Origin of the sequence: Stenotrophomonas maltophilia (genome assembly GCF_039555535.1) — a bacterium.
Taxonomy (GTDB): domain Bacteria; phylum Pseudomonadota; class Gammaproteobacteria; order Xanthomonadales; family Xanthomonadaceae; genus Stenotrophomonas; species Stenotrophomonas maltophilia_Q.
In genome coordinates this window covers 3,144,204-3,166,312 of the sequence record NZ_CP154630.1, presented here as the reverse complement: position 1 = coordinate 3,166,312, position 22,109 = coordinate 3,144,204, and the positions used below count along the sequence as shown (strand labels likewise).

The following is a 22,109-nucleotide window of genomic DNA, read 5'->3' as shown; positions in this document are numbered from 1 at the left end:
GGTGAATTCCGGCTTTCAGAACCAGCGCTGGAACAGATCGACGGTATAACCCACCAGCTGCCCCGAACTGAAGCCGAAGAAGGCGATCGCCGCCAGCGCCGCGATCCAGTTGAACAGCATCAGCGCACCATCGCGTTCCAGCAGCGCCAGCGAGAACAGCAGCAACTGGAAGCCGAACAGGAAGTTGGTGAAGGGAATCGGCAGCGACAGCAGGATGCCCAGCAGCACCAGCAGCAGGCCGGTGAAGGCATGCGCCGGCAGCGGTGTCAGCAGCTGGGGCAGTCGCGGCTTCAGCATCTTGTCCAGGCGCCGCAGCGGGCGATCGATACGGTCGAGGAAGCGGTGCATGGTGCCGCGCTTCGGCCCGCGCCGGGCAATGAAACCGGGCAACCAGGGGCGGCGCAGGCAGCACAGCATCTGCAGCCCGATCAGGACCACCAGTGGACCGCTGACCGCGCCGCCCATGCCCGGAATCGGAATGAACGAGGGCAGGATCGCTACGAACAGGAATACGCCGAACGCGCTCTGCTGCAGGTTGCACAGGATCTGGCCAAGCGGCATGTGTTCGGCCGGATCACCGGAGGCGAACATCTCCAGCAGGGTGCGGATGCCCTCGTTGCGGTAGGCCGGGCGCTCGATGCCCGGACCCTGGCCGGCCTCAGGCGGTGAGCTCATCGGCCTGCTCGTCGGACAGCGTGCGCAGCAGCAGCTTATCCACCCGCGCACCATCCAGGTCGACCACCTCGAAGCGCCAGCCGGCCCAGTCGAAGTACTCGCCCGCGTGCGGAATGCGGCCGAAGTAGTGGATGCACATGCCGGCCAGCGTGTAGTAGTCGCCATCCTCGGCATCGGGCAGGTCGTTGCTGCCGATCAGTTCACGCACGTCTTCGATCGGCAGCGAGCCGTCGACCAGCAGCGAGCCGTCCTCGCGGGTCACCACCAGCGCATCCTCGTCGGCGTTCTCCACCGCCTGCAGGCGGCCGACCACCGCGCCCATCAGGTCGCTGATGGTCACCAGGCCCTGGATCTCGCCGTACTCGTCCACCACCAGTGCCATCGACTGCTGTTCCTCGCGGAAGATTTCCAGCAGCTTCATCGCATGGGTCGATTCGGAGACGTACAGGGGCTCGCGCAGGGTCTGGAACAGCGCGTTGTCGCCGCGCGCCATGCGCGTGGCCAGCGATTTCAGCTCCAGCACGCCGACCACGTCCATGTCGTTGTCGCGGTACACCGGGTACCGCGAGAACTCGTGCTCGGCCATGATTTCCAGGTTGCGTTCCAGCCCGGCCTGGGTATCCAGCCACGCAATGCGGTTGCGCGGGGTCATCAGGCTGTCGGCGGTGCGGTCGCCCAGGCGCATGACGCGGTTCATCATGTCGCGCTCGTGGGCATCGATCACGCCCGCCTCGTGGCTCTCGGCCACCAGCATGCGGATCTCTTCTTCGGTCACCGAGGCGACTTCATCCTTGCCCAGGCCGAACAGTCGCAGGACCAGCTGGGTGGTCTTGGACAGCAGCCAGACGAAGGGCAGGGCCAGCTTGGCCAGCCAGCTCATCGGCATCGCCACCAGGCCGGCAATGGCCTCCGAACGGGTCAGTGCCAGGCGCTTGGGTACCAGTTCGCCGAAGATCAGCGTGATGAAGGTGATCAGGCTGACCGCCAGCGCCGTGCCGATGTTGCCGGCGTAGGCGAAGCCCGGCATCAGGCCCTGGATCCAGCCGGCGAAGGCCTCGCCCAGTGCTTCACCACCGAGGTAGCCGGTCAGCACGCCGATCACGGTGATGCCGATCTGCACGGTGGACAGGAAGCTCTCCGGCTTCTCCGACAGCTCCAGCGCCTTGGCGGCGCGCTTGGAGGTGGCGGCCATCTGCTTCAGGCGGCTCTTGCGCGAGGTCATGACCGACATCTCGGACATGGCGAAGAAGCCGTTCAACAGAACAAGCGCGAAGACAATCAGGATCATTTCAAACACGGGCGTCGTCCCCGGTTGGTGGCAGGGAGGGCGGGTGCTTGCGATGGCGGCAGGCGCTCAGGAATGGGGTCCGGCGCGGCGCTGGGGGATAAGGGTCGTCGTCCATAAGGTGCGCCCGAAGGCGCGCTGGCATCTTAGCAAAGGGGCGTGGCAGGGTGGCAACCGCCTGTTCAGGTTGGGGGTTCAACGCCCTTGAAAGGGGGCGGGGATACCCGAGATGGTCATCTAGCCGTCATAATTCCGTCTGGTGCCGTCCTTCCCGCGACGGCTGACAGGTTTCTCAATGTTCTCTCTGCAGACCATTTTCGGTTCCGGCAAACAGTTCTACACCCTGCTCGATGAGGCCGCCGTCGCGGCGTCCGACGCCGCCAAGGCGCTGCATTCCATGCTGCGCGAGGCCGACCGCCAGCCCGCGCTGGACGCTTTCAAGCTGGCCCGCCTGCGCGAACGCGCGGCCTCGGACAAGATCAGCCAGGCGCTGGTGGACAGCTTCATGACCCCGATCGAGCGCGAAGACATCGAAGCGCTGGGTTCGGCCCTGTACAAGATTCCGAAGCAGATCGAGAAGTTCGCCGATCGCTATTCGCTGGCCACGACCCACCTGGAACACATCGACTTCGCGCCGCGCGCGGCGATGCTGGAACAGGCTGCCGGCGTGGTGGTGGAGATGGTGGCCGACCTGCGCCACATGAACCTGGACCGGATGACCGCGCTGAACGAGAAGCTGCGCTCGCTGGAGAACGAGGCCGACCGCCTGATGCTCGAGCTGTACCGCGACATCTATTCCGGTCGCCTGGACAACCTGCAGATGTTCCTGCTGAAGGAATTCTTCGAGATCCTGGAAAAGGCCATCGACCGTTGCCGCGAGGCCGGCGTGGTGGCGTACCAGATCGTGTTGAAGAACAGCTGACGGACGCCGCCGCATGTTGACCCTTGTCCTGGTGGTGATCCTGGCCGCGCTCGTCTTCGAGTTCATCAACGGCTTCCACGACACCGCCAACTCCATTGCCACCGTGGTGGCGACCAAGGTGCTCTCGCCCGGCTGGGCGGTGATGCTGGCCGCCTTCATGAACCTGATCGGTGCGCTGACCGGTACGGCCGTCGCATTGACGATCGCCTCCGGCCTGCTCAACACCAACGTCGTCGATGTCACCCCGCAGGTGATCCTGTGCGCGCTGCTCGGCGGCATCATCTGGAATCTGATCACCTGGTGGAAGGGCCTGCCGTCCTCGTCCTCGCACGCGCTGATCGGTGGCCTCTGCGGCGCCGGCCTGGCCGCGGCCCATAACAACTGGGACGCGCTGATCTGGTCCGAGCGTCTGGGCAGCTGGGCCCAGAACAAGGGCCTGCTGTGGAAGGTGTTCGTGCCGATGATCACCTCGCCGATCGCCGGTTTCCTGCTCGGCATCGTGGTGATGGTGCTGCTGTGGGGCCTGATCGCCGGCCTGGCCAAGATCGGTGGCGCCATCGGTCGCCTGGCCCGTCCGCGCATCGTCAATGCGTTCTTCGGCAAGGCCCAGATCGCCTCGGCGGCCTACATGGGCTTCGCCCACGGTCACAACGACGCGCAGAAGACCATGGGCATCATCGCCATGACCCTGATCGGTGCCGAAGCCACCGGCGCATTGAACGACCTGCCGTCCTGGCTTGCCTTCATGCACCCGGACGCGCATGCCGGTGACGGCATCGCGATGTGGATCGTGCTGACCTGTGCGGTGGTGATGGCCGCCGGTACCGCCTCGGGCGGCTGGAAGATCATCAAGACCCTGGGCCACAAGATGGTCAAGCTGCACCCGATCCACGGCTTCGCCGCGGAGACCAGCTCGGCCACCATCCTGACCCTGGCCGCCCACTTCGGCATGCCGGTCTCGACCACGCACAGCATCTCCACCGCGATCATGGGCGTCGGCTTCGCCAAGAACCCGCGCTCGCTGAAGTTCGGCGTGATCGAACGCATCGTCTGGGCCTGGATCCTGACCATCCCGGCGGCAGGCGGCTGTGCGTACCTGATCCTGAAGCTGTTCGAGCTGTTCGGCTGGACCTGATCGCCACGCCAAGGTTGCAAACGAAAAAGCCCGCCGATATCCGGCGGGCTTTTTCATGGGCAAAGAATTTTTCCGCACACATCGTGTCGACCAAGGTCGACACCTACCAGAGCAGAAGCAGGGATCCGATCCCGTGCCGACCAACGGTCGGCACCCACCAACAGCAGCAGGAACCTGTCAGCGGCGGGGTGGGGTGGATATGCAGGACCGTTGGCGCCATGGATGGCGCCATCGAGCCCCCATGGACGGGTTTACGGCGTGTCCTGCATATCCACCCCACCTCGCCAGCCCTCAGGAAGCCAGCTTTTGCCGTTGCCGTTGCCGTCAGCGGGTGCCGGGCCGCAGGCCCGGCCGCCCCCCTCAATTGCGCTGGAACAGCGCCCGCACATCCTTCCGGAACGCCGCCTGGCTGTCCGCCCGGCTGTAGAACATGTGCCCACCCGGATAACTACGCACCTGCACCCGGTCCGGGTTGCTGCCCATCGTCGGCATCTGGTCCACCGTCAGGATCGAACCCATGAACGGGCACGACAGGTCATTCCAGCCGTGCACGATCAGCACCTGCAGATGCGGGTCGATCGCCACCGCCTGGCGCAGCTGGGTCACCGCGCCCTGGCGCAGATCGCCATTGCGGTCCCACAGCCGGTTCACGTCGTAGTTCAGCGCCTGGTAGCGCGCATCCACCTTCCAGCCGACCACGCGCGTCACGAAGTCGACCATCGCCGTGGTGGTCGGCGCGATGATGCTGTCCAGCAGAGGATCGTTGGCACGCTGCTCCGGATCGTTCGGGAACGGATCGAACGCGGTCACGTTGGAATCGTAGCGGCTGCCCAGCGTGCCCTTGTCGCGGAACACTTCGCGCAGGTAGGCCTGGGTTTCCAGACGGCCGCCAGCACGGCGCACGAACTGCGGGTCAAGCCCGGTCAGCTCGGTCACCCGGCGCAGCATCGCCTCGGTCGCCTGCGGGTCGCTGCGGCCCTTCATCAGCGCGGTGGCGTAGTCGCCGCGGGTGTACTCGACCACCTCGCGCATCGCCGCGTCGGTCAGCCTGCCCTGGCGCTCCAGGTGCGCGGCCGCGATCGACGGCAGCGTCTGCATCCATGCCATCGGCGAGACGTCGGCGTTGTCTTCCAGCGTCGGGCTAAGGTACGGCGATACCAGCACCAGGCCGTTCATCGCCACGCCCAGCCGGGTCTGCAGGAAGTGGGTGATGCGTGGGCCGCGATAACCGCCGTAGCTCTCGCCGGTCAGGTACTTGCGTGACGCCATGCGTTGGTTGCGCAGCAGCCAGTCGTAGATCGAGCGCGACAGGTACTCGATGTCGGCACTGGGGTTGTACAGCTGCTTCTTCGCCTCGTCATCGCCGATGCGCGCGCGGCTGAAACCGGTGCCGACCGGATCGATGAACACCAGGTCGGCGAAATCCAGCCAGGTACCCGGGTTGTCATGCAGGGTGGCCGGCGCCGAGGCGCTGTCGCCCTCCGAACCGAAGGTGACCACCTTGGGCCCGATCGCGCCCATGTTGAGGTAGACCGACGAGGCACCGGGGCCGCCGTTGAGCGCGAAGGTCACCGGCCGGTCCTTGCCCGGCATCGTGTAGGCGGTGAACACCACATCGGCGATCACCTTGCCCTTGTCATCGCGCACCGGCAGGGTGCCGACCGTGGCGGTGTAATCGAGGCTGCGCCCGGCCAGGCGCATGCTCTGGCGGACCGAGGCATCGGCCGGCAGTGCGGGCGCTTCGCTCTTGTCATCCTTCTGGTCGGGTTTGGCGTCGGCCGGTGCGGCCAGCACGCTGGCAGGGGCGATGAGCAGGCCGACGCAGAGCGCGGCAGTGTGCAGCAGGGACTTCATGGCACCGTATCGGCAACGGAAGGGGGTTCCGATGCTATGCCGGTGGGTGCCGCACCGGATGTGTCCAAAGGCATGCCTGGGCGCTGGCCGGTTGCGGCCAGATTGGGTCAAGCGGGCAGGGCGGTTGCCGCTTCGTCGTTGGCCAACAGGCCGTAGACGGCCGAGTCCGAAAGCTCACCCTGGATGCGCCAGCGCTGGCGCAGCACCCCCTCGCGGTGGAAGCCCAGGCGGTCAAGCACATGTGCCGAGGGTACGTTGCGTGGATCGATCTCGGCTTCGATACGGTGCAGGTGCAGGGTGCGGAACAGATAGCCCAGCATCTGCTGCAGGGCCTCATGCATGTATCCCTGGCCCTGGCGGTCGGGCGCCAACAGATAGCCGATCTCGGCCCGCATGGCCTCGCGATCAATGGCGAACGCAACGCAGATGCCCAGTAGTGGGCCGTTGGGCGATTCGCGCACGGCCAGCTTCAACTGGGTACCGATGGCGTGCGCGGCAAGATCGTCGTCGATCTGTTCGCGGGCTTCGGCCGGACGCGTCCAGGCCGGGTGGTTCCACCAGCGCATCACGTCCGGATTGGACTGCAGCGTGAACAGCGCGGCCGCGTCGTCACGGCGGATCGGGCTCAGCACCAGCCGCGGGCTGTGCAGCGGCAGGGCGGGGAACAGCAACGAGTGGCTGGCCAATACGATGGTCCACACGGGTGGACGCGCATTATGGCGCCGTAGGGTTTGCCGATGGCGGCGGGATGGCTCCGGAGCGGATGGGGTCGGAGCCCTTTCCGCAGGAAGGGGCTCCGACCCGGTTGGCGGCAGTGGGGTCAGAGCCGTTTCCTGTCAGGAAACGGATCTGACCCCGCGGCGGCATCAGACTTCCAGCGAGGCCAGGTCGCCCTTCGACTCCAGCCAGCCCTTGCGGTCGGAGGCGCGCTTCTTGGCCAGCAGCATGTCCATCAGCGAACTTGTCTGTTCGCGATCGTCCACGGTCAGCTGCACCAGCCGGCGCGTATCCGGGTGGATGGTGGATTCACGCAGCTGCGGCGGGTTCATCTCGCCCAGGCCCTTGAAGCGGGTCACGTTGATGGCGCCCTTGATCTTCTCGCGTTCGATCTTGTCCAGCATCGAGCGCTTTTCCTCTTCGTCCAGGGCGTAGAACACCTGCTTGCCCACGTCGATGCGGAACAGCGGCGGCATCGCCACGAACACGTGGCCGGCATCGACCAGCGCCGGGAAGTGCTTCAGGAACAGTGCGGTCAGCAGCGTTGCGATGTGCAGGCCGTCGGAGTCCGCGTCGGCCAGGATGATGACCTTGCCGTAGCGCAGGCCGCTGATGTCATCCTTGCCCGGGTCGCAGCCGATGGCGATGGCCAGGTTGTGTACTTCTTCCGAGGCCAGCACGCTGTTGGACGAGACTTCCCAGGTGTTCAGGATCTTGCCGCGCAACGGCATGATGGCCTGGAAGTCCTTGTCGCGGGCCTGCTTGGCGCTGCCGCCTGCCGAGTCACCTTCCACCAGGAACAGCTCGGTGCGCGACAGGTCCTGGCTGATGCAGTCGGCCAGCTTGCCGGGCAGGGCCGGGCCCTGGGTGACCTTCTTGCGGACGACCAGCTTCTCGGTCTTCAGGCGTGCGCTGGCACGCTCGATGGCGATCTGCGCGATCTTCTCGCCCAGCTCCACGTTCTGGTTCAACAGCAGGCTGAAGGCATCGTGGGCGGCGCCTTCAACGAAACCGGCTGCCTGGCGCGAGGACAGGCGTTCCTTGGTCTGGCCGCTGAACTGCGGGTCGGTCATCTTCAGCGACAGCACGAACGACACGCGGTCCCACACGTCTTCCGGGGCCAGCTTGACGCCACGCGGCAGCAGGTTGCGGAAGTCGCAGAACTCGCGCAGCGCCTCGGTCAGCCCGGTACGCAGGCCGTTGACGTGGGTGCCATGCTGGGCGGTGGGAATCAGGTTGACGTAGCTTTCCTGCACCAGTTCACCTTCCGGCAGCCAGGCCACGGCCCAGTCCACCACCTCGGTGTCCTTCTTCAGGTTGCCGACGAACAGGTCGGCCGGCAGCGATTCGCGCTCGCCCAGTTCCAGCTTCAGGTAATCGCGCAGGCCGTCTTCGTAGTACCAGGTGTCGACTTCGCCGGTGGCCTCGTCGGTCAGCTTGACGGTCAGGCCCGGGCACAGCACGGCCTTGGCGCGCAGCAGGTGCTTGAGCGCGCGCACCGCGAACTTCGGCGTATCGAAGTACTTCGGGTCCGGCCAGAAGCGCACGCGGGTACCGGTGTTCTTCTTGCCGACAGTGCCGACCACTTCCAGCGGGGTGGCGCGGTCGCCGTTGCGGAAGGTGATGCGGTGTTCGGCGCCTTCGCGCTTGATGTGCACTTCCACCAGGGTCGACAGCGCGTTGACCACGCTGACGCCGACGCCGTGCAGGCCGCCGGAGAAGGTGTAGTTGTTGTTGCTGAACTTGCCGCCCGCATGCAGGCGGGTGAGGATCAGCTCGACGCCCGGGATCTTCTCTTCCGGATGGATGTCCACCGGCATGCCGCGGCCGTCATCGCTGACCTCCACGCTGCCGTCCTTGTACAGGGTGATCTCGATCGAGCGGGCGTGGCCGGCGAGGGCCTCGTCCACCGAGTTGTCGATCACTTCCTGCGCCAGGTGGTTCGGGCGCGCGGTGTCGGTATACATGCCGGGACGGCGCTTGACCGGGTCAAGGCCGGACAGGACTTCAATATCGGCGGCGTTATAGCGGGCGTTCATCTATCTTCTAAAGCGCGGAGCGACGCGCAAGTGTGCGGTCTGTGCGCCGAATTTGCACGCCTGCGGTTCAGCCTCGGCGGCGGGGAGGGGGTAAAATGGCAGTCGCTGGAATCTGAACGCCGGCGACCCCCGTTGGGTCGAAACATCCAAGCCATACCGCGAGGAGGACCTCATGAAGAAGTTGCTGACCATTGCGATCCTGGCCGCTGCCGCCGTTGCAGTGCCGCTGGTGGTGGCGCAGAACGCCGGCCAGCCGGCCCCGCAGCAGGGTGACCAGGCCGACAAGGCGCAGGCCGAAGCCGATGCCAAGGCCAAGCGCCGCGCCCAGGCCAATGCCGAAATGAAGGCGCAGGGCCAGCCGGCCCCGCAGCAGGAAGAGGAAGAAGAGGCGAGGAAGAAGAAGTAATCCTTCCACCCTCCGAAGCCCTTGCCGCAAGGGATTCGCCCCCCGACGCCCCGCCCAGCGGGGCGTTTCTTTTGGGTGATGGCCGCAACTGCCTCTTGGGTTGGCGGCCATCAATCTGTAAACTATGGCTTTCCGGGAGTAAGTGCGTGTCCACCCTTTGCGAATGGGCTGGCACGACCATGCGTGGTCGCCAGCAATACGGGTCGCAGGTGACGGTCGATATGACCGGCACGGCCGCCCCGACCTCGCAGGGTGGTCCCCGTCCGGCGCCTGCCGCCGCACGGCCCAGCACCTCCCTCGCTGCCCCAGCGAACCGGAAAACCCCCTTCAAGCTCCATGCCCGCCCTCCGGGTGCGCGTGGTGCTGCCGTTTTCCATTTCCAGACAGGATGCTTGCAGCCATGACTCCCTTGATTTTCGTAACCGGCGGCGTGGTGTCCTCGCTCGGCAAAGGCATTGCCGCTGCGTCACTGGCCGCCATTCTCGAAGCCCGTGGCCTGAAGGTCACGATGATGAAGCTCGACCCGTACATCAACGTCGACCCGGGCACCATGAGCCCGTTCCAGCACGGTGAGGTCTACGTCACCGACGACGGCGCCGAGACCGACCTCGACCTGGGCCACTACGAGCGCTTCGTGCGCACCCGCCTGAGCCGCAAGAACTCGGTCACCACCGGCCGCATCTACGAGAACGTGATCCGCAAGGAGCGCCGCGGCGACTACCTGGGCGCGACCGTGCAGGTCATTCCGCACATCACCGACGAGATCCGCCGCTGCATCGATGAAGCCACCGAAGGCTACGACGTGGCCCTGGTCGAGATCGGCGGTACTGTCGGCGACATCGAGTCGCTGCCGTTCCTGGAAGCGATCCGCCAGGTGCGCACCGAGCGTGGCCCGGAGAAGGCGCTGTTCATGCACCTCACCCTGGTGCCGTACATTGGCGCCGCCGGTGAGCTGAAGACCAAGCCGACCCAGCATTCGGTGAAGGAGCTGCGCTCGATCGGCATCCAGCCGGACGTGCTGCTGTGCCGCTCCGAGCAGGCGGTGCCGGATTCTGAGCGACGCAAGATCGCCCAGTTCACCAACGTTTCCGAGCGTGCCGTCATCAGCGTGCCGGACGTGGACGTGCTGTACCGCATTCCGTCGGGCCTGCATGCGCAGGGCCTGGACGAGATCGTGGTCAACCAGCTGAAGCTGGCTGACAAGGCCGGTCCGGTCGACCTGTCGATGTGGGAAGACGCGGTCGATGCGACCCTGCACCCGCTGGACGAAGTGACCATCGCCGTGGTCGGCAAGTACGTCGACCACCAGGACGCCTACAAGTCGGTCGGCGAAGCCCTCAAGCACGGCGGCCTGCGCCAGCGCACCAAGGTCAACCTGAAGTGGCTGGAAGCGCAGGATCTGGAAGGCACCGACATGGCCGCACTGGCCGATGTCGACGGCATCCTGGTGCCGGGTGGCTTCGGTGACCGCGGCTTTGAAGGCAAGGTGCTGACCTCGAAGTTCGCCCGCGAGCAGCAGGTGCCGTACTTCGGCATCTGCTACGGCATGCAGGCGGCGGTGGTGGACTACGCCCGCAACGTGGTCGGCCTGGAAGGCGCCAACAGCACCGAGAACGATCGCCAGTCGCCGAACCCGGTGATCGGCCTGATCACCGAGTGGCGCACCGCCACCGGCGATGTCGAGAAGCGCGACGACAAGAGCGACCTTGGCGGCACCATGCGCCTGGGCCTGCAGGAACAGCGCTTGAAGCCGGGCACGCTGGCCCGCGAGCTGTACGGCAAGGACGTGGTCGCCGAGCGCCATCGCCACCGTTACGAGTTCAACAACCGCTACCGCACCCAGCTGGAAGATGCCGGCCTGGTGATCGCCGGCAAGTCGATGGATGACACCCTGGTGGAAGTGGTCGAGCTGCCGCGCGATGCGCACCCGTGGTTCCTGGCCTGCCAGGCGCACCCGGAATTCCTGTCCACGCCGCGTGACGGCCACCCGCTGTTCATCGGTTTCATCCGTGCCGCGCGCGAGCGCAAGGCCGGTGGCAAGCTGCTTTCCGAAGCGCGTGCCTGACTTGTGGATGGGGGCTTCGGCCCCCATCCTGCATGCTTCAACCCCCAGCGCACCGGCCCGTCCGGTGCTGCGGACAACAAGGAAACGCCATGAAACTGTGTGGATTCGAGGTCGGGCTGGACCAGCCCCTGTTCCTGATCGCTGGCCCCTGCGTGATCGAGTCGATGCAGCTGCAGCTCGATACCGCCGGCAAGCTGAAGGAGGTCACCGACAAGCTCGGCGTCAGCTTCATCTTCAAGTCCAGCTTCGACAAGGCCAACCGCACCTCGGGCACCGCCTTCCGCGGCCCGGGCATGGAAGAGGGCCTGAAGGTCCTGGCCGAGGTCAAGAAGCAGATCGGCGTGCCGGTGCTGACCGACGTCCACGAATACACCCCGATGGACGAAGTGGCCTCGGTGGTGGATGTGCTGCAGACCCCCGCGTTCCTGGTCCGCCAGACCGACTTCATCCGCAAGGTGTGCTCGGCCGGCAAGCCGGTCAACATCAAGAAGGGCCAGTTCCTGGCGCCGTGGGACATGAAGCCGGTCGTTGAGAAGGCCAAGGCCACCGGCAATGAGCAGATCATGGTCTGCGAGCGGGGTGCCAGCTTTGGCTACAACAACCTGGTCAGCGACATGCGTTCGTTGGCGGTGATGCGCGATACCGGTTGCCCGGTGGTGTTCGACGCCACCCATTCGGTGCAGCTGCCGGGCGGGCAGGGCACCAGTTCCGGCGGCCAGCGCGAGCACGTGCCGGTGCTGGCCCGTGCCGCCGTGGCGGTGGGCATCTCCGGCCTGTTCGCCGAGACCCATCCGGATCCGTCCAAGGCACTGTCCGATGGCCCCAATGCGTGGCCGCTGGACCAGATGGAAGCGCTGCTCGAGACCCTGATGGAACTCGATGCGGTGACCAAGAAGCACGGCTTCTCGCGCTTCGCGTGAGTCGTGACCCGTGGCTGGCGCTGGAAGCCCAGCGCCGCCGCCGGCACTGGAAGCAGTGGCCCTGGGGCCTGATTGCACTGGGCCTTGCCGTGCTGTTCACCGTGGGCATGTTCGGCCTGGTGCTGATCGGCGCAGCGTCCGTGCGGCCGCCGGGTGATGGTGGCAGCGCGCTCAATCTGCGCGCGTACTTCATCGGGCTGATGGTCGCAGAGTTGGTAGCGGCCATGGGCTGCGCCGCTGCGGCCGTACTGGCCTGGCGCCTGAACCGTGGCAAGGTGGCCGCCGGCCTGGCGATCATCCTGCTGTCGCTGTGGTTCGGCGCCCTGTTCTACGGAGTGCTTTGATGAATACGACCACGTCGGCGCGCGGCTGGCCCTGGGGGCTGATCGCTCTGGGCCTGGCCTTGTTGACCTAGATGGCCCTTGTGGTGGGCGTGCTGGCCTTCACGGCCGGCTTCCGGCCGCCGGGGGACGGAAACAACGGCGTGCAGGCCACGCAATGGTGGATGCTGGGCGCGTTGGTCACGATGGTGCTGTCCTTCCTGGGCTGCCCGGTGGCGATGGTGCTGCCCTGGCGTCGGCAGCGTGGCCCCATCCTGGCGGCGATTGCCGGTGCATTGCTGGTGATGCTGGTATCGATGGTCCTGATCGTGATCGGGTCCAGCTGGGGCTGAAGCGGCCTGCGCCATTTGGCAAGTGGCGGGCAGCCGGGGATAATCACGCGGCATTCGTTTTGTCGCCCCCTCTCCAGACAGGTAACCGGCCCGACCATGAGTACGATCCGCAGCATCCACGCCCGTGAAATCCTCGACAGCCGTGGCAACCCCACGCTGGAAGCCGAAGTCATCCTGGAGGACGGTTCGTTCGGTCGTGCCGCGGTTCCCTCCGGCGCCTCGACCGGCACCAAGGAAGCGGTCGAGCTGCGTGACGGCGACAAGACCCGTTACCTGGGCAAGGGCGTGCGCAAGGCCGTCGACAACGTCAACACCACCATTGCCGCCGCGCTGAAGGGCTTCGAGGCCACCGACCAGGCCGGCCTCGACCGTCGCCTGATCGACCTCGACGGCACCGAGAACAAGGGCCGCCTGGGCGCCAACGCACTGCTGGGTGTTTCGATGGCCGCCGCGCATGCCGCCGCCGCATCGAGCAAGCAGGCACTGTGGCAGTACCTGGCCGCCAAGACCGGCGTGACCCCGTCGCTGCCGGTGCCGATGATGAACATCATCAACGGCGGTGCGCATGCCGACAACAACGTCGACTTCCAGGAGTTCATGGTGCTGCCGGTCGGCTTCACCTCGTTCTCCGAAGCGCTGCGCGCCGGTACCGAAATCTTCCATTCGCTGAAGTCGGTGCTGAAGGGCCACGGCCTGAGCACGGCGGTCGGCGACGAAGGCGGCTTCGCGCCGGACTTCCGCAGCAACGTCGAAGCGCTGGACACCATCCTCGAAGCGATCGGCAAGGCCGGCTACACCGCGGGTGAAGACGTGCTGCTGGGCCTGGACGTGGCGTCCAGCGAGTTCTTCGAGAACGGCAAGTACAACCTGGTCGGCGAGAACAAGCGCCTGACCTCCGAGCAGTTCGTCGACTTCCTCGCCGACTGGGCCGCGCAGTACCCGATCATCACGATCGAAGACGGTCTGGCCGAGAACGACTGGGGCGGCTGGAAGCTGCTGACCGACCGCATCGGCAAGAAGGTGCAGCTGGTCGGTGACGACCTGTTCGTGACCAACCCGAAGATCTTCCAGGAAGGCATCGACTCGGGCACCGCCAACGCGATCCTGATCAAGGTCAACCAGATCGGCACCCTGAGCGAAACCCTGGAAGCGATCGCCATGGCCGACCGCGCCGGCTATGCTGCCGTGGTCTCGCACCGTTCGGGCGAAACCGAAGACACCACCATCGCCGACATCGCCGTGGCCACCACCGCCACCCAGATCAAGACCGGCTCGCTGTGCCGCAGCGATCGCGTGGCCAAGTACAACCAGCTGCTGCGCATCGAGGAAGCCCTCGGTGCTGGCGCGCGTTACGCCGGTCGTGACGCGTTCGTTTCGCTGAAGCGCTGAACCCATGCGCGACTGGCGCTGGATGCTGCTGGTGCTGGCCCTGCTGCTGGGCTGGCTGCAGTACCGCTTCTGGTTCGGTCCGGGCAATTCGGGCGAAGTGATGATGCTCGAAGCCCAGGTCGCCAACCAGGAGCGGGACAATGAGGGCCTGCAGCAGCGCAATGATGCGCTGGCTGCGGAAGTGAAGGACCTCAAGGAAGGCCAGTCCGCCATCGAGGAACGCGCGCGCAGCGAGCTGGGCATGATCAAGCCTGGCGAAAAGTTCTACCGCGTGGTCGAGGATGCGCCGGTCCAACCGCCGCAACCTGCGGCAGGTGTCAGTGCGCAGGTCGGCGAACACCCGGCGGACGTGCCATGAGTGCGGCGATCTGGGTCGTGGTTCCGGCTGCCGGCCGTGGCACCCGCTTCGGCGCGCCGTTGCCCAAGCAGTACCTGCAGGCAGGTGGGCAGATCCTGCTTGCCCATACCCTGGACGCCCTGCTGGCGCACCCGGCCGTGGCCGGGGCGATGGTGGTGATCGGCCAGGACGATGCCGACTGGCCCGGCTGGAACGAATGGGTGGGCAAGCCGGTGTTGACCTGCATTGGTGGCGCGACCCGCGCCGCTTCGGTGCTGGCAGGCCTGCAGGCGCTGCCGGAAACGGTGCGCGCGGATGAGTTCGTACTGGTCCACGATGCCGCGCGGCCGAACCTGTCGCCGGCCGATCTCGGCCGCCTGCTTGAGGTCGGCCGTGCCGACCCGGTCGGCGCGATCCTGGCTGCCCCGGTGCGCGACACGCTCAAGCGTGCGGGTGACGACGGCGGCATCGATGGCACCGAGCCGCGCGAGCGCCTGTGGCGCGCGCTGACCCCGCAGTTGTTCCGTCGCCATCAACTCAGCCGCGCGTTGTCCGAAGCCGCGGCCGCCGGTGTCGACGTCACCGACGAGGCGATGGCCATGGAGCGCCAGGGCCAGCGCCCGCTGCTGGTGGAAGGCAGCGAGGACAACTTCAAGGTCACCACCCCGGCCGATCTGGACCGGTTCGAATTCGTACTTTCCCGCCGCGCCAGCTGATTGCCCGCGCGGCCCTGCTGCAAGGGTTGCATCCATGAGCACCGCACCGTTCCCGCCCGTCCGCATCGGCCAGGGCTATGACGTCCATGCCTTCGGCGAAGGCGATCACATCATGCTTGGCGGCGTGAACGTTCCACACAGCTGTGGCGTGCTTGCGCACAGCGACGGCGACGTGATCCTGCACGCCTTGTGCGATGCGATGCTCGGTGCGCTGGCGCTGGGTGACATCGGCCAGCATTTCCCGCCCAGTGACGACCGCTGGAAGGGCGCCGACAGCAGCGATTTCGTCCGCCATTGCGACACCCTGCTGCGCGAGCGCGGCTGGCGTGTCGGCAACACCGACATCACCGTGATCTGCGAGCGGCCCAAGGTCGGCCCGCATGCCCTGGCCATGCGTGAGCGCATCGGCGAGCTGCTGCAGTTGCCGCTGGATACGGTCAGCGTGAAGGCAACCACGTCGGAGAAGCTGGGTTTCACCGGGCGCGGTGAAGGCATTGCCGCACAGGCGGTCGTGTTGCTGGTGGCGGCATGATCCCGCTGCCGCTCGCGTTCGGTGCGCCGTTGTTGACGGCGCGCATCCGCACCACGCCGGAAGATTTCCAGGTCGACGAGCTGCCCGCCTTCGAGGCCACCGGCGAAGGCGAGCACCTGTTGCTGCACATCCGCAAGCGCGGTGCCAACACCGTGCATGTGGCCAAGCTGCTGGCCAAGTGGGCCGGCCTGCCGGAAATGGCGGTGAGCTACGCGGGCATGAAGGATCGCCACGCGGTCACTACCCAGCGTTTCAGCGTGCACCTGCCCAAGCGCGTTGCGCCGGACCTGGCCGAGCTGGCCGGTGACGAGATCGAAGTGATCGAGTCCACATGGCACAACCGCAAGCTGCAGCGTGGCGCACTGGCTGGCAACCGCTTCAAGCTGGTGCTGCGCGAGGTGCAGGGTGATGCCACTGCGATCAGCGAGCGCCTGCAGCAGATTGCCGGGCGCGGCCTGCCGAACTGGTTCGGTGAGCAGCGCTTCGGCCGCGACGGCGGCAACGTGCCGGCGGCACTGGCGATGTTCGGTGGCCGCCGCATGCGCAAGGACCAGCGTTCATTGCTGCTGTCGGCGGCCCGCTCGGCGCTGTTCAACCGTGTGCTGGCCGCGCGCGTGGAGCAGGGCAGCTGGGATCAGCCGCTGGACGGTGAAGTGTGGATGCTCGATGGCAGCCGCAGCGTGTTCGGACCCGAGCCGTACACCGACGTGCTGGCCGAGCGCCTGACGCGTTTCGACATCCATCCCAGCGCGCCGCTGTGGGGCGAAGGCGAGCTGCGCAGCACCGAAGCGGCACGCGAGCTGGAGCTGGCCGCGCTGGACGACGAGGAATCGAAGGCGCTGCGGGCCGGCCTGGAAGACGCGCGCCTGAAGCAGGAGCGCCGCGCGCTGCGCCTGCGCCCGGCGCTGCTGCAGCACCAGTGGCTGGCCGATGACGTGCTGGAGCTGTCGTTCGCATTGCCGCCCGGCTGCTACGCGACGGCCGTGCTGCACGAGCTCGGCCCCGTCGAAGACGCTTCGCAGGCCTGACCAGGGCGCGCGGTTTTCGCGCGCCGCTGGAAGAGCAGTCGACTGACAGTCGACTCTACACCGCTGTGCTGCACGAACTCGGTTCGGCCTGAGCAGGGCGCGCGGTAGAGTCGACTGTTAGTCGACTTGCGCGCGCAGCGCGGGGTATTCGCGTGCCGCTGGAAGAGCAGTCGACTGACAGTCGACTCTACCTGGATGCATGGCGTCCCCTTTTTTCATCGTCGCGCCAGCAGCACCAGCACCGCGCCGGTGCCGCCTTGTCCGGTCGGCGCCGAATGGAAGGCCAGCACGTCGTTGCGCAGCCGCAGCAGGCGATCGACCAGGTTCTTCAGCACCGGCGCGCCACCATCGGACTGCAATCCCTTGCCATGGATGATGCGCACGCAGCCGTACTCGTGTGCATGCGCCTCCAGCAGGAACTGGCGCAGCAGCGTCTGTGCCTGCGCGGCAGTGGCACCATGCAGGTCCAGTTCGTCCTGCACCGAATACTGGCCACGCTTCAGGCGCTGGAACAGGCGCGGCGGCAGGTTGTCGCGGCGATAGCTGGCCACGTCGCCGGCTTCCAGCGGGGAGCTGTCGCGCAGCAGCCGAGCGAACTCGCCGGCCGCTTCGGCCTCGTCGCGTTCGGCCATGCGCGCGCGCGGCTTCGGCCGGGGCGCGGCGGGGGCCGGCTCGGCATCCTTGCGCAGCGGCGTCACTTCGCCGATGGCCGCACGGAACAATGCGGCCGGATCTTCGTCTTCAGGGTGCGACATGCGCACAGGGTAAACCGCCGGCGCAGGTCTGCCTATGACGGTTCAATGTCGGTCGTGACCGCCGGCAGGGTAGGACCGGCGGCTCGCATGCGGCACAATAGATGATGCCCTTGCAGGGTCGACGGCTTCCGCAGGGAGCACGACGGTCCCGCCCACACTGCACGGTGACGGAATCGAATTCTTGGAAAATCAAGCGGTTAAATCGAAGATGCGAATCCTGGTGAGTAACGACGACGGTGTCGACGCCGCAGGCATCCGGATGCTGGCCTCGGTGCTGCGCGAGGCTGGACACGAAGTCACGGTGGTCGCACCCGACCGCGATCGCTCCGGTGCCAGCAACTCGCTGACCCTGGACCTGCCGATCCGCCTCAAGCGCATCGACCATTACACCGTCTCGGTGGCAGGTACGCCCACCGACTGCGTGCACCTGGCGCTGACCGGCCTGCTTGAATTCGAGCCCGACATTGTCGTGTCCGGCATCAACAATGCTGCCAACCTCGGCGATGACGTGATCTATTCCGGCACCGTCTCGGCGGCGATGGAAGGTCGTTTCCTCGGCTTGCCGGCGGTTGCTGTTTCACTGGTCAGCCGCAATCACGACCCGAAGCATTTCGAGACCGCAGCGCGCGCCGCGGTCGAGATCGTTGCCCGGCTCAAGGCCGATCCGCTGCCCGCCGACACCATCCTCAACGTCAACGTGCCGGACCTGCCGTGGAACGAGGTCAAGGGCTTCGAGGTCACGCGCCTGGGCAACCGCCATCGCGCCGAAGGCTGCATCGCGCAGAAGGACCCGCGCGGCAACGAGGTCTACTGGATCGGCCCGGCCGGTCGTGAGCAGGACTCCGGCCCTGGTACCGATTTCCACGCGGTACGCACCGGCCACATCTCGATCACCCCCATCCAGGTCGACCTGACCCGCTACCAGGCCCTGGAGAAGGTGGCCAGCTGGGTCGGCGGCCTCAGCGCCGCGCTGGACCAGCCGGCATGAGTCCACGCCTTCGCCTGCAACCGGAAGCCGTTGGTATCGGCATGACCTCGCAGCGCGTGCGTGACCGCCTGGTCGATCGCCTGCGCGAGGCCGGCATCGTCGACGAGTCGACCTTGAATGCGATCCGGGTGGTGCCACGTCATCTGTTCATCGACGAAGCGCTTGCGTCACGCGCCTACGAAGACACCGCCCTGCCGATCGGCCACGGCCAGACCATTTCCCAGCCGTGGGTGGTGGCGCGCATGACCGAAGCCGTGCTGCAAGTCTCGCCGAAGAAAGTGCTGGAAGTCGGTACCGGTTCCGGCTACCAGGCCGCCGTGCTCGGCGCGCTGGGCCTGGAAATCTACACCGTCGAGCGCATCGGCGACCTGCTGCGGCAGGCGCGCAAGCGCTTCCGTGCGCTGGGCATGAACATCCGCACCAAGCATGACGACGGCCGCGCCGGCTGGGCCGAGCATGGCCCGTTCGATGCCATCGTGGTCACCGCTGCAGCGCCCGCACTGGTCGATGAACTGGTCGGGCAGCTGGCCGAGGGCGGCCGCCTGGTGGCGCCGGTCGGTGGGCCGGGCGGGCAGTCGCTGGTGCAGCTGGACCGCAAGGCTGACGGCAGCATCGAACAACGCGTGCTGGCGCCGGTCACCTTCGTGCCGCTGCTGTCCGGCATGCTCGACTAATCCACGGAGCAGGGTTGCATGAAGATTTTCGGGCCGCTGTACGAGCGGGCGATGAAGTGGGCGGCGCACGAACGCGCGCCGACCTACCTGACGGTGTTGAGCTTCTTCGAGGCGATCATCTTCCCGGTGATGCCGGAAGTGATGCTGGCGCCGATGTGCGTGGCCCAGCCCAAGCGCGGCTGGTGGTTCGCCACCCTCAGCCTGGCCGGCTCGATGGTCGGCGCGCTGGTTGGCTATGCACTGGGTCATTACGCCTTCGAGGCGATCAAGCCGCTGTTCGAAGCGCTGGGCATGCTGCCGGCCATCGAGCAGGGCATCACCACCGTGCAGGCGAAGATGGCCGAGTCGCCCTGGGCGGTGTTCACCTTCCTGGTGCTGGGCGGCTTCATGCCCATCCCGATGAAGGTCTTCACGTGGGCATCGGGTATCGTCGGTGTACCGATGCCGCAGTACCTGTTGAGCATGCTGATCGGTCGTGGCAAGCGCGTGTTCGTGCTGGCTGCGGTCATCCGTATCGGTGGTGCGCGTGCTGAAGCGGCACTGCGTCGCTGGATTGAACCGCTGGGCTGGATCGCCACCGCGTTGGTGGTGGTGCTGATCGCCTGGCTTGTATGGAGGTCGAAGTTCGCATGAATCCTGATCGTCTGAGCAAGGGAGTGCGCATCGGCGCGCTGGCGTTGCTGGTTTCAACCCTGGCCGCCTGCGGCACCGCCACCGTGGTCCGCCCGGGCGGCGGCAGCACTGGTGGCGTGACCACGCCGAAGACCTCGGTGCCCAAGCCCGGGCAGACCGTGGTGGTGCGCAAGGGCGACACCATCTATGCGCTGGCCCGCATCCATGACATCACTCCGGCCGACCTGATCGCCTGGAACAGCCTGGACAACCCGTCGACCATTCATCCGGGCCAGGTGATCCGCCTGTATCCGGCCGGTGCCAGCGGTGGCCGCGCGCCGACCACGGTGGTGACCCCGCCGCGTTCCGGCGGTGGCAGCACGGGCAGCACCACGCCAGCCCCGGCGCCGGTCGGCCCGGTGAAGAGCAACATCGCCTGGCGCTGGCCGGCTGACGGCGCCATCGTTGGCCGCTACGTGGCCGGTGACGCAACCAAGCAGGGCGTGGATATCGCCGGCACCAGCGGCCAGGCGGTGAAGGCCACCGCCAATGGCGTGGTGGTGTACTCCGGTGCCGGCCTGGTCGGTTATGGCGAGCTGATCATCATCAAGCACAGTGACCAGTGGCTGTCGGCCTATGGCCACAACCGCAAGCGCCTGGTGAACGAAGGCCAGAGCGTGAAGGCCGGTGAGCAGATCGCCGAAATGGGCCGTACCGGTGCGAACCGCGACATGGTCCACTTCGAGATCCGCTACAACGGCAAGCCGGTCGACCCGCAGCAGTATCTGCCGGCGCGCTGACGCAGGCAGAGACGGGCAGCGCCACATGTAGAGCCGAGCCATGCTCGGCTGCTCTTCGCTGCGATGCGGCGCCGCCCGAGCGTGGGCTCGGGCGCTACAGAGTCGAGTGTGATCCAGGGTAGCGCCGGGCCATGCCCGGCGGCACCACGTCAGCCTTCGAGAATGAAGGCGGCGGCAACCTTGCGGCCTTCGCCTGCAAGGATGTTGAAGGTGCGCGCGGCGGCCGGATTGTTCATCACTTCCAGGCCGATCCCGCGCGACAGGCAGGCCGCCATCACCACCGCCGGCGGGAACACCTGGCGGTCGCCGGTGCCGAGCACGATCAGTGCCGGGTTCAGCGCCAGGATCGGCTCCAGGTCGGCCAGCTGCAGCTCGGTGGCCTGCTTCACCGGCCAGCGCTCGACCAGCTGGTCCGGGGTCAGGAAGAAGCTGCTGCCCAGCACCAGCTCGTTGACCCGGGCCGAGCGGCCATCGGCGGCGCGCAGGCTGTAGGCGTAATCCGGCGGTTCGTGGTTCAGCTGCATGGCAGTCGGGCGATCAGCCGCGCGGCAGCACGATCTGGCGCTGTTCCTTGCTCGGGCGGTACAGCACGGCGACGTGGCCGATGCGCTGCACCAGCGCGCTTTCGGTGGCTTCGACGATCTCGCCGATCATCACGTCACGTGCGTCGCGGTCTTCGGCAGCGACCTTCACCTTGACCAGCTCGTGGCGCTCCAGCACTTCGTTCAGCTCAGCGATGAAGGCCGGGGTCACACCCTTGCCGCCGGTCTGCAGCAGGGCCTTCAGGTCGTGGGCTTGGCCGCGCAGGAAACGGGTCTGGGAGGCGGTCAGGGCGATGGACATGCAGGAAAACACGGTTGAATGGGGCGATCAGGGTATCATGAGGACCCCATCAGCCCCTATTTTCAATGGCTACCCGCAGCAAAAGCAGCCAGCGCTGGCTCAAGGAACACTTCTCCGACCCCTTCGTGAAGAAGGCGCAGGCCGAAGGCATGCGCTCGCGCGCCGCCTACAAGCTCGAAGAGCTGCTCGAACGTGACCGGTTGCTGAAGCCGCACATGGTGGTGGTCGACCTCGGCGCGGCGCCGGGTGGCTGGTCTCAGCAGGTGCGGAGACAGATCGGCGACACCGGTCGCGTGCTCGCCTTGGACATCCTGGACATGCCGCCGCTGGCCGGTGTGGAGTTCCTTCATGGTGACTTCAGGGAAGAAGCCGTCCTATCACAGTTTGAAGCCATGCTCGGGGACCAGCCGGTAGACCTTGTGCTGTCGGACATGGCCCCCAATAAGAGTGGTGTGGGCGCGGTTGACCAGCCGCGGATGATGCACCTGGCGGAGCTGGCCCTGGATTTTGCCGACAACCACCTGAAGACCGGTGGGGCGTTCCTGATCAAGCTGTTCCAGGGTGAAGGCTTTGACGACTACGTGCGCGACATGCGCCGCCGGTACGACAAGGTCTCCATCCGCAAGCCGGAGGCCTCGCGCAAGCGCTCTCCCGAGGTGTATGCCTTGGGTCAGGGAAAACGCGCCCACATGAAGTAAGCTCGCAACGTACGCAAGTTCGACCCCAACGCAACGCCAGCACTGA

The 22,109-nt window shown here is 66.5% G+C and carries 25 protein-coding genes; 17 read left to right on the top strand and 8 right to left on the bottom strand.

The genetic code is table 11. The features are described from left to right. Positions 1 to 15 precede the first annotated feature (15 nt). Both AASM09_RS14600 and AASM09_RS14595 read right to left on the bottom strand, forming a co-directional pair. The gene (locus AASM09_RS14600) at positions 16 to 675 is read right to left on the bottom strand and encodes an exopolysaccharide biosynthesis protein (RefSeq protein WP_049428963.1); all 660 of its coding nucleotides are present in this window, start codon (positions 673 to 675) and stop codon (positions 16 to 18) included. After that, positions 659 to 1,963: a hemolysin family protein gene (locus tag AASM09_RS14595; protein ID WP_005408992.1), complete on the bottom strand. Its 1,305-nt coding sequence runs from the start codon at positions 1,961 to 1,963 to the stop codon at positions 659 to 661. Before AASM09_RS14595 ends, AASM09_RS14600 begins: the two co-directional genes overlap by 17 nt. Before the next feature lie 292 nt (positions 1,964 to 2,255). Here AASM09_RS14595 and AASM09_RS14590 point away from each other — a divergent pair, with 292 nt between their 5' ends. Both AASM09_RS14590 and AASM09_RS14585 read left to right on the top strand, forming a co-directional pair. Then, complete coding sequence (locus tag AASM09_RS14590; RefSeq protein ID WP_004152833.1) at positions 2,256 to 2,882, top strand: DUF47 domain-containing protein; 627 nt, start codon at positions 2,256 to 2,258, stop codon at positions 2,880 to 2,882. 13 nt (positions 2,883 to 2,895) lie between these two features. Beyond that, the gene (locus AASM09_RS14585) at positions 2,896 to 4,017 is read left to right on the top strand and encodes an inorganic phosphate transporter (RefSeq protein ID WP_006431323.1); all 1,122 of its coding nucleotides are present in this window, start codon (positions 2,896 to 2,898) and stop codon (positions 4,015 to 4,017) included. Positions 4,018 to 4,377: 360 nt separating this feature from the next. On the opposite strand, the gene AASM09_RS14580 is transcribed toward AASM09_RS14585, so the two are convergent. The 3 genes from AASM09_RS14580 to parE form a co-directional block, all read right to left on the bottom strand. Next, entirely contained in the window at positions 4,378 to 5,871 is a 1,494-nt protein-coding gene (locus tag AASM09_RS14580) for a S10 family peptidase (protein ID WP_343368478.1), read from the bottom strand. 107 nt (positions 5,872 to 5,978) lie between these two features. Then, positions 5,979 to 6,557 (bottom strand): GNAT family N-acetyltransferase, encoded by a 579-nt coding sequence (locus AASM09_RS14575; RefSeq protein ID WP_049426670.1) that lies wholly within the window; start codon positions 6,555 to 6,557, stop codon positions 5,979 to 5,981. Between the two features lie 180 nt (positions 6,558 to 6,737). After that, positions 6,738 to 8,627, bottom strand: coding sequence for a DNA topoisomerase IV subunit B (gene parE, locus AASM09_RS14570; RefSeq protein ID WP_049429545.1), 1,890 nt, complete (start codon positions 8,625 to 8,627; stop codon positions 6,738 to 6,740). 172 nt (positions 8,628 to 8,799) lie between these two features. On the opposite strand from parE, the gene AASM09_RS14565 reads away from it, so the two are divergent. From AASM09_RS14565 to truD, 10 genes are all read left to right on the top strand, one after another. Continuing rightward, on the top strand, positions 8,800 to 9,033 hold the full coding sequence (locus tag AASM09_RS14565; RefSeq protein ID WP_049429546.1) for a hypothetical protein: 234 nt from the start codon (positions 8,800 to 8,802) through the stop codon (positions 9,031 to 9,033). Positions 9,034 to 9,433: 400 nt separating this feature from the next. Further along, on the top strand, positions 9,434 to 11,098 hold the full coding sequence (locus tag AASM09_RS14560; RefSeq protein WP_005408998.1) for a CTP synthase: 1,665 nt from the start codon (positions 9,434 to 9,436) through the stop codon (positions 11,096 to 11,098). Between the two features lie 89 nt (positions 11,099 to 11,187). Continuing rightward, positions 11,188 to 12,018, top strand: coding sequence for a 3-deoxy-8-phosphooctulonate synthase (gene kdsA, locus AASM09_RS14555; RefSeq protein WP_049429547.1), 831 nt, complete (start codon positions 11,188 to 11,190; stop codon positions 12,016 to 12,018). Next, positions 12,015 to 12,362 (top strand): hypothetical protein, encoded by a 348-nt coding sequence (locus AASM09_RS14550; protein ID WP_049429548.1) that lies wholly within the window; start codon positions 12,015 to 12,017, stop codon positions 12,360 to 12,362. Before kdsA ends, AASM09_RS14550 begins: the two co-directional genes overlap by 4 nt. Before the next feature lie 71 nt (positions 12,363 to 12,433). Then, positions 12,434 to 12,691, top strand: a complete 258-nt coding sequence (locus AASM09_RS14545) for a hypothetical protein (protein WP_238378628.1) — start codon at positions 12,434 to 12,436, stop codon at positions 12,689 to 12,691. 96 nt (positions 12,692 to 12,787) lie between these two features. Continuing rightward, positions 12,788 to 14,080 (top strand): phosphopyruvate hydratase, encoded by a 1,293-nt coding sequence (gene eno / locus AASM09_RS14540; RefSeq protein WP_049429549.1) that lies wholly within the window; start codon positions 12,788 to 12,790, stop codon positions 14,078 to 14,080. A gap of 4 nt (positions 14,081 to 14,084) precedes the next feature. Continuing rightward, on the top strand, positions 14,085 to 14,438 hold the full coding sequence (gene ftsB / locus AASM09_RS14535; protein ID WP_100443622.1) for a cell division protein FtsB: 354 nt from the start codon (positions 14,085 to 14,087) through the stop codon (positions 14,436 to 14,438). Continuing rightward, a complete protein-coding gene (gene ispD / locus AASM09_RS14530; protein WP_049429579.1) occupies positions 14,435 to 15,133 on the top strand; it encodes a 2-C-methyl-D-erythritol 4-phosphate cytidylyltransferase in 699 nt (232 codons plus the stop codon). The genes ftsB and ispD overlap by 4 nt, the downstream gene beginning before the upstream one ends. 34 nt (positions 15,134 to 15,167) lie before the next feature. Continuing rightward, positions 15,168 to 15,665, top strand: a complete 498-nt coding sequence (gene ispF, locus AASM09_RS14525; protein ID WP_049429578.1) for a 2-C-methyl-D-erythritol 2,4-cyclodiphosphate synthase — start codon at positions 15,168 to 15,170, stop codon at positions 15,663 to 15,665. After that, the gene (gene truD / locus AASM09_RS14520) at positions 15,662 to 16,693 is read left to right on the top strand and encodes a tRNA pseudouridine(13) synthase TruD (RefSeq protein WP_049429577.1); all 1,032 of its coding nucleotides are present in this window, start codon (positions 15,662 to 15,664) and stop codon (positions 16,691 to 16,693) included. The genes ispF and truD overlap by 4 nt, the downstream gene beginning before the upstream one ends. A 215-nt stretch (positions 16,694 to 16,908) precedes the next feature. Here the strand turns inward: truD and AASM09_RS14515 are convergent, their stop codons facing one another. Further along, a complete protein-coding gene (locus AASM09_RS14515) occupies positions 16,909 to 17,448 on the bottom strand; it encodes a Smr/MutS family protein (RefSeq protein WP_049429576.1) in 540 nt (179 codons plus the stop codon). A 208-nt stretch (positions 17,449 to 17,656) separates the two neighbouring features. Here AASM09_RS14515 and surE point away from each other — a divergent pair, with 208 nt between their 5' ends. From surE to AASM09_RS14495, 4 genes are read left to right on the top strand one after another with little or no spacing between them, the layout of a single operon-like run. Continuing rightward, entirely contained in the window at positions 17,657 to 18,436 is a 780-nt protein-coding gene (gene surE, locus AASM09_RS14510) for a 5'/3'-nucleotidase SurE (RefSeq protein ID WP_012510655.1), read from the top strand. Further along, positions 18,433 to 19,110: a protein-L-isoaspartate(D-aspartate) O-methyltransferase gene (locus tag AASM09_RS14505; RefSeq protein WP_049429575.1), complete on the top strand. Its 678-nt coding sequence runs from the start codon at positions 18,433 to 18,435 to the stop codon at positions 19,108 to 19,110. Before surE ends, AASM09_RS14505 begins: the two co-directional genes overlap by 4 nt. A gap of 18 nt (positions 19,111 to 19,128) precedes the next feature. Continuing rightward, positions 19,129 to 19,743 carry a YqaA family protein gene (locus AASM09_RS14500; protein WP_014036746.1) on the top strand — a complete coding sequence of 205 codons (615 nt, stop codon included), beginning with the start codon at positions 19,129 to 19,131 and terminating at the stop codon, positions 19,741 to 19,743. Continuing rightward, complete coding sequence (locus AASM09_RS14495) at positions 19,740 to 20,522, top strand: peptidoglycan DD-metalloendopeptidase family protein (RefSeq protein ID WP_049429574.1); 783 nt, start codon at positions 19,740 to 19,742, stop codon at positions 20,520 to 20,522. Before AASM09_RS14500 ends, AASM09_RS14495 begins: the two co-directional genes overlap by 4 nt. 149 nt (positions 20,523 to 20,671) lie before the next feature. Here the strand turns inward: AASM09_RS14495 and AASM09_RS14490 are convergent, their stop codons facing one another. Next, a complete protein-coding gene (locus AASM09_RS14490) occupies positions 20,672 to 21,046 on the bottom strand; it encodes an Mth938-like domain-containing protein (RefSeq protein WP_010485970.1) in 375 nt (124 codons plus the stop codon). 13 nt (positions 21,047 to 21,059) lie between these two features. Then, positions 21,060 to 21,365: a ribosome assembly RNA-binding protein YhbY gene (yhbY, locus tag AASM09_RS14485; RefSeq protein ID WP_004152868.1), complete on the bottom strand. Its 306-nt coding sequence runs from the start codon at positions 21,363 to 21,365 to the stop codon at positions 21,060 to 21,062. Positions 21,366 to 21,430: 65 nt separating this feature from the next. On the opposite strand from yhbY, the gene rlmE reads away from it, so the two are divergent. Further along, a complete protein-coding gene (gene rlmE / locus AASM09_RS14480; RefSeq protein ID WP_005409014.1) occupies positions 21,431 to 22,063 on the top strand; it encodes a 23S rRNA (uridine(2552)-2'-O)-methyltransferase RlmE in 633 nt (210 codons plus the stop codon). Positions 22,064 to 22,109: the final 46 nt, after the last annotated feature.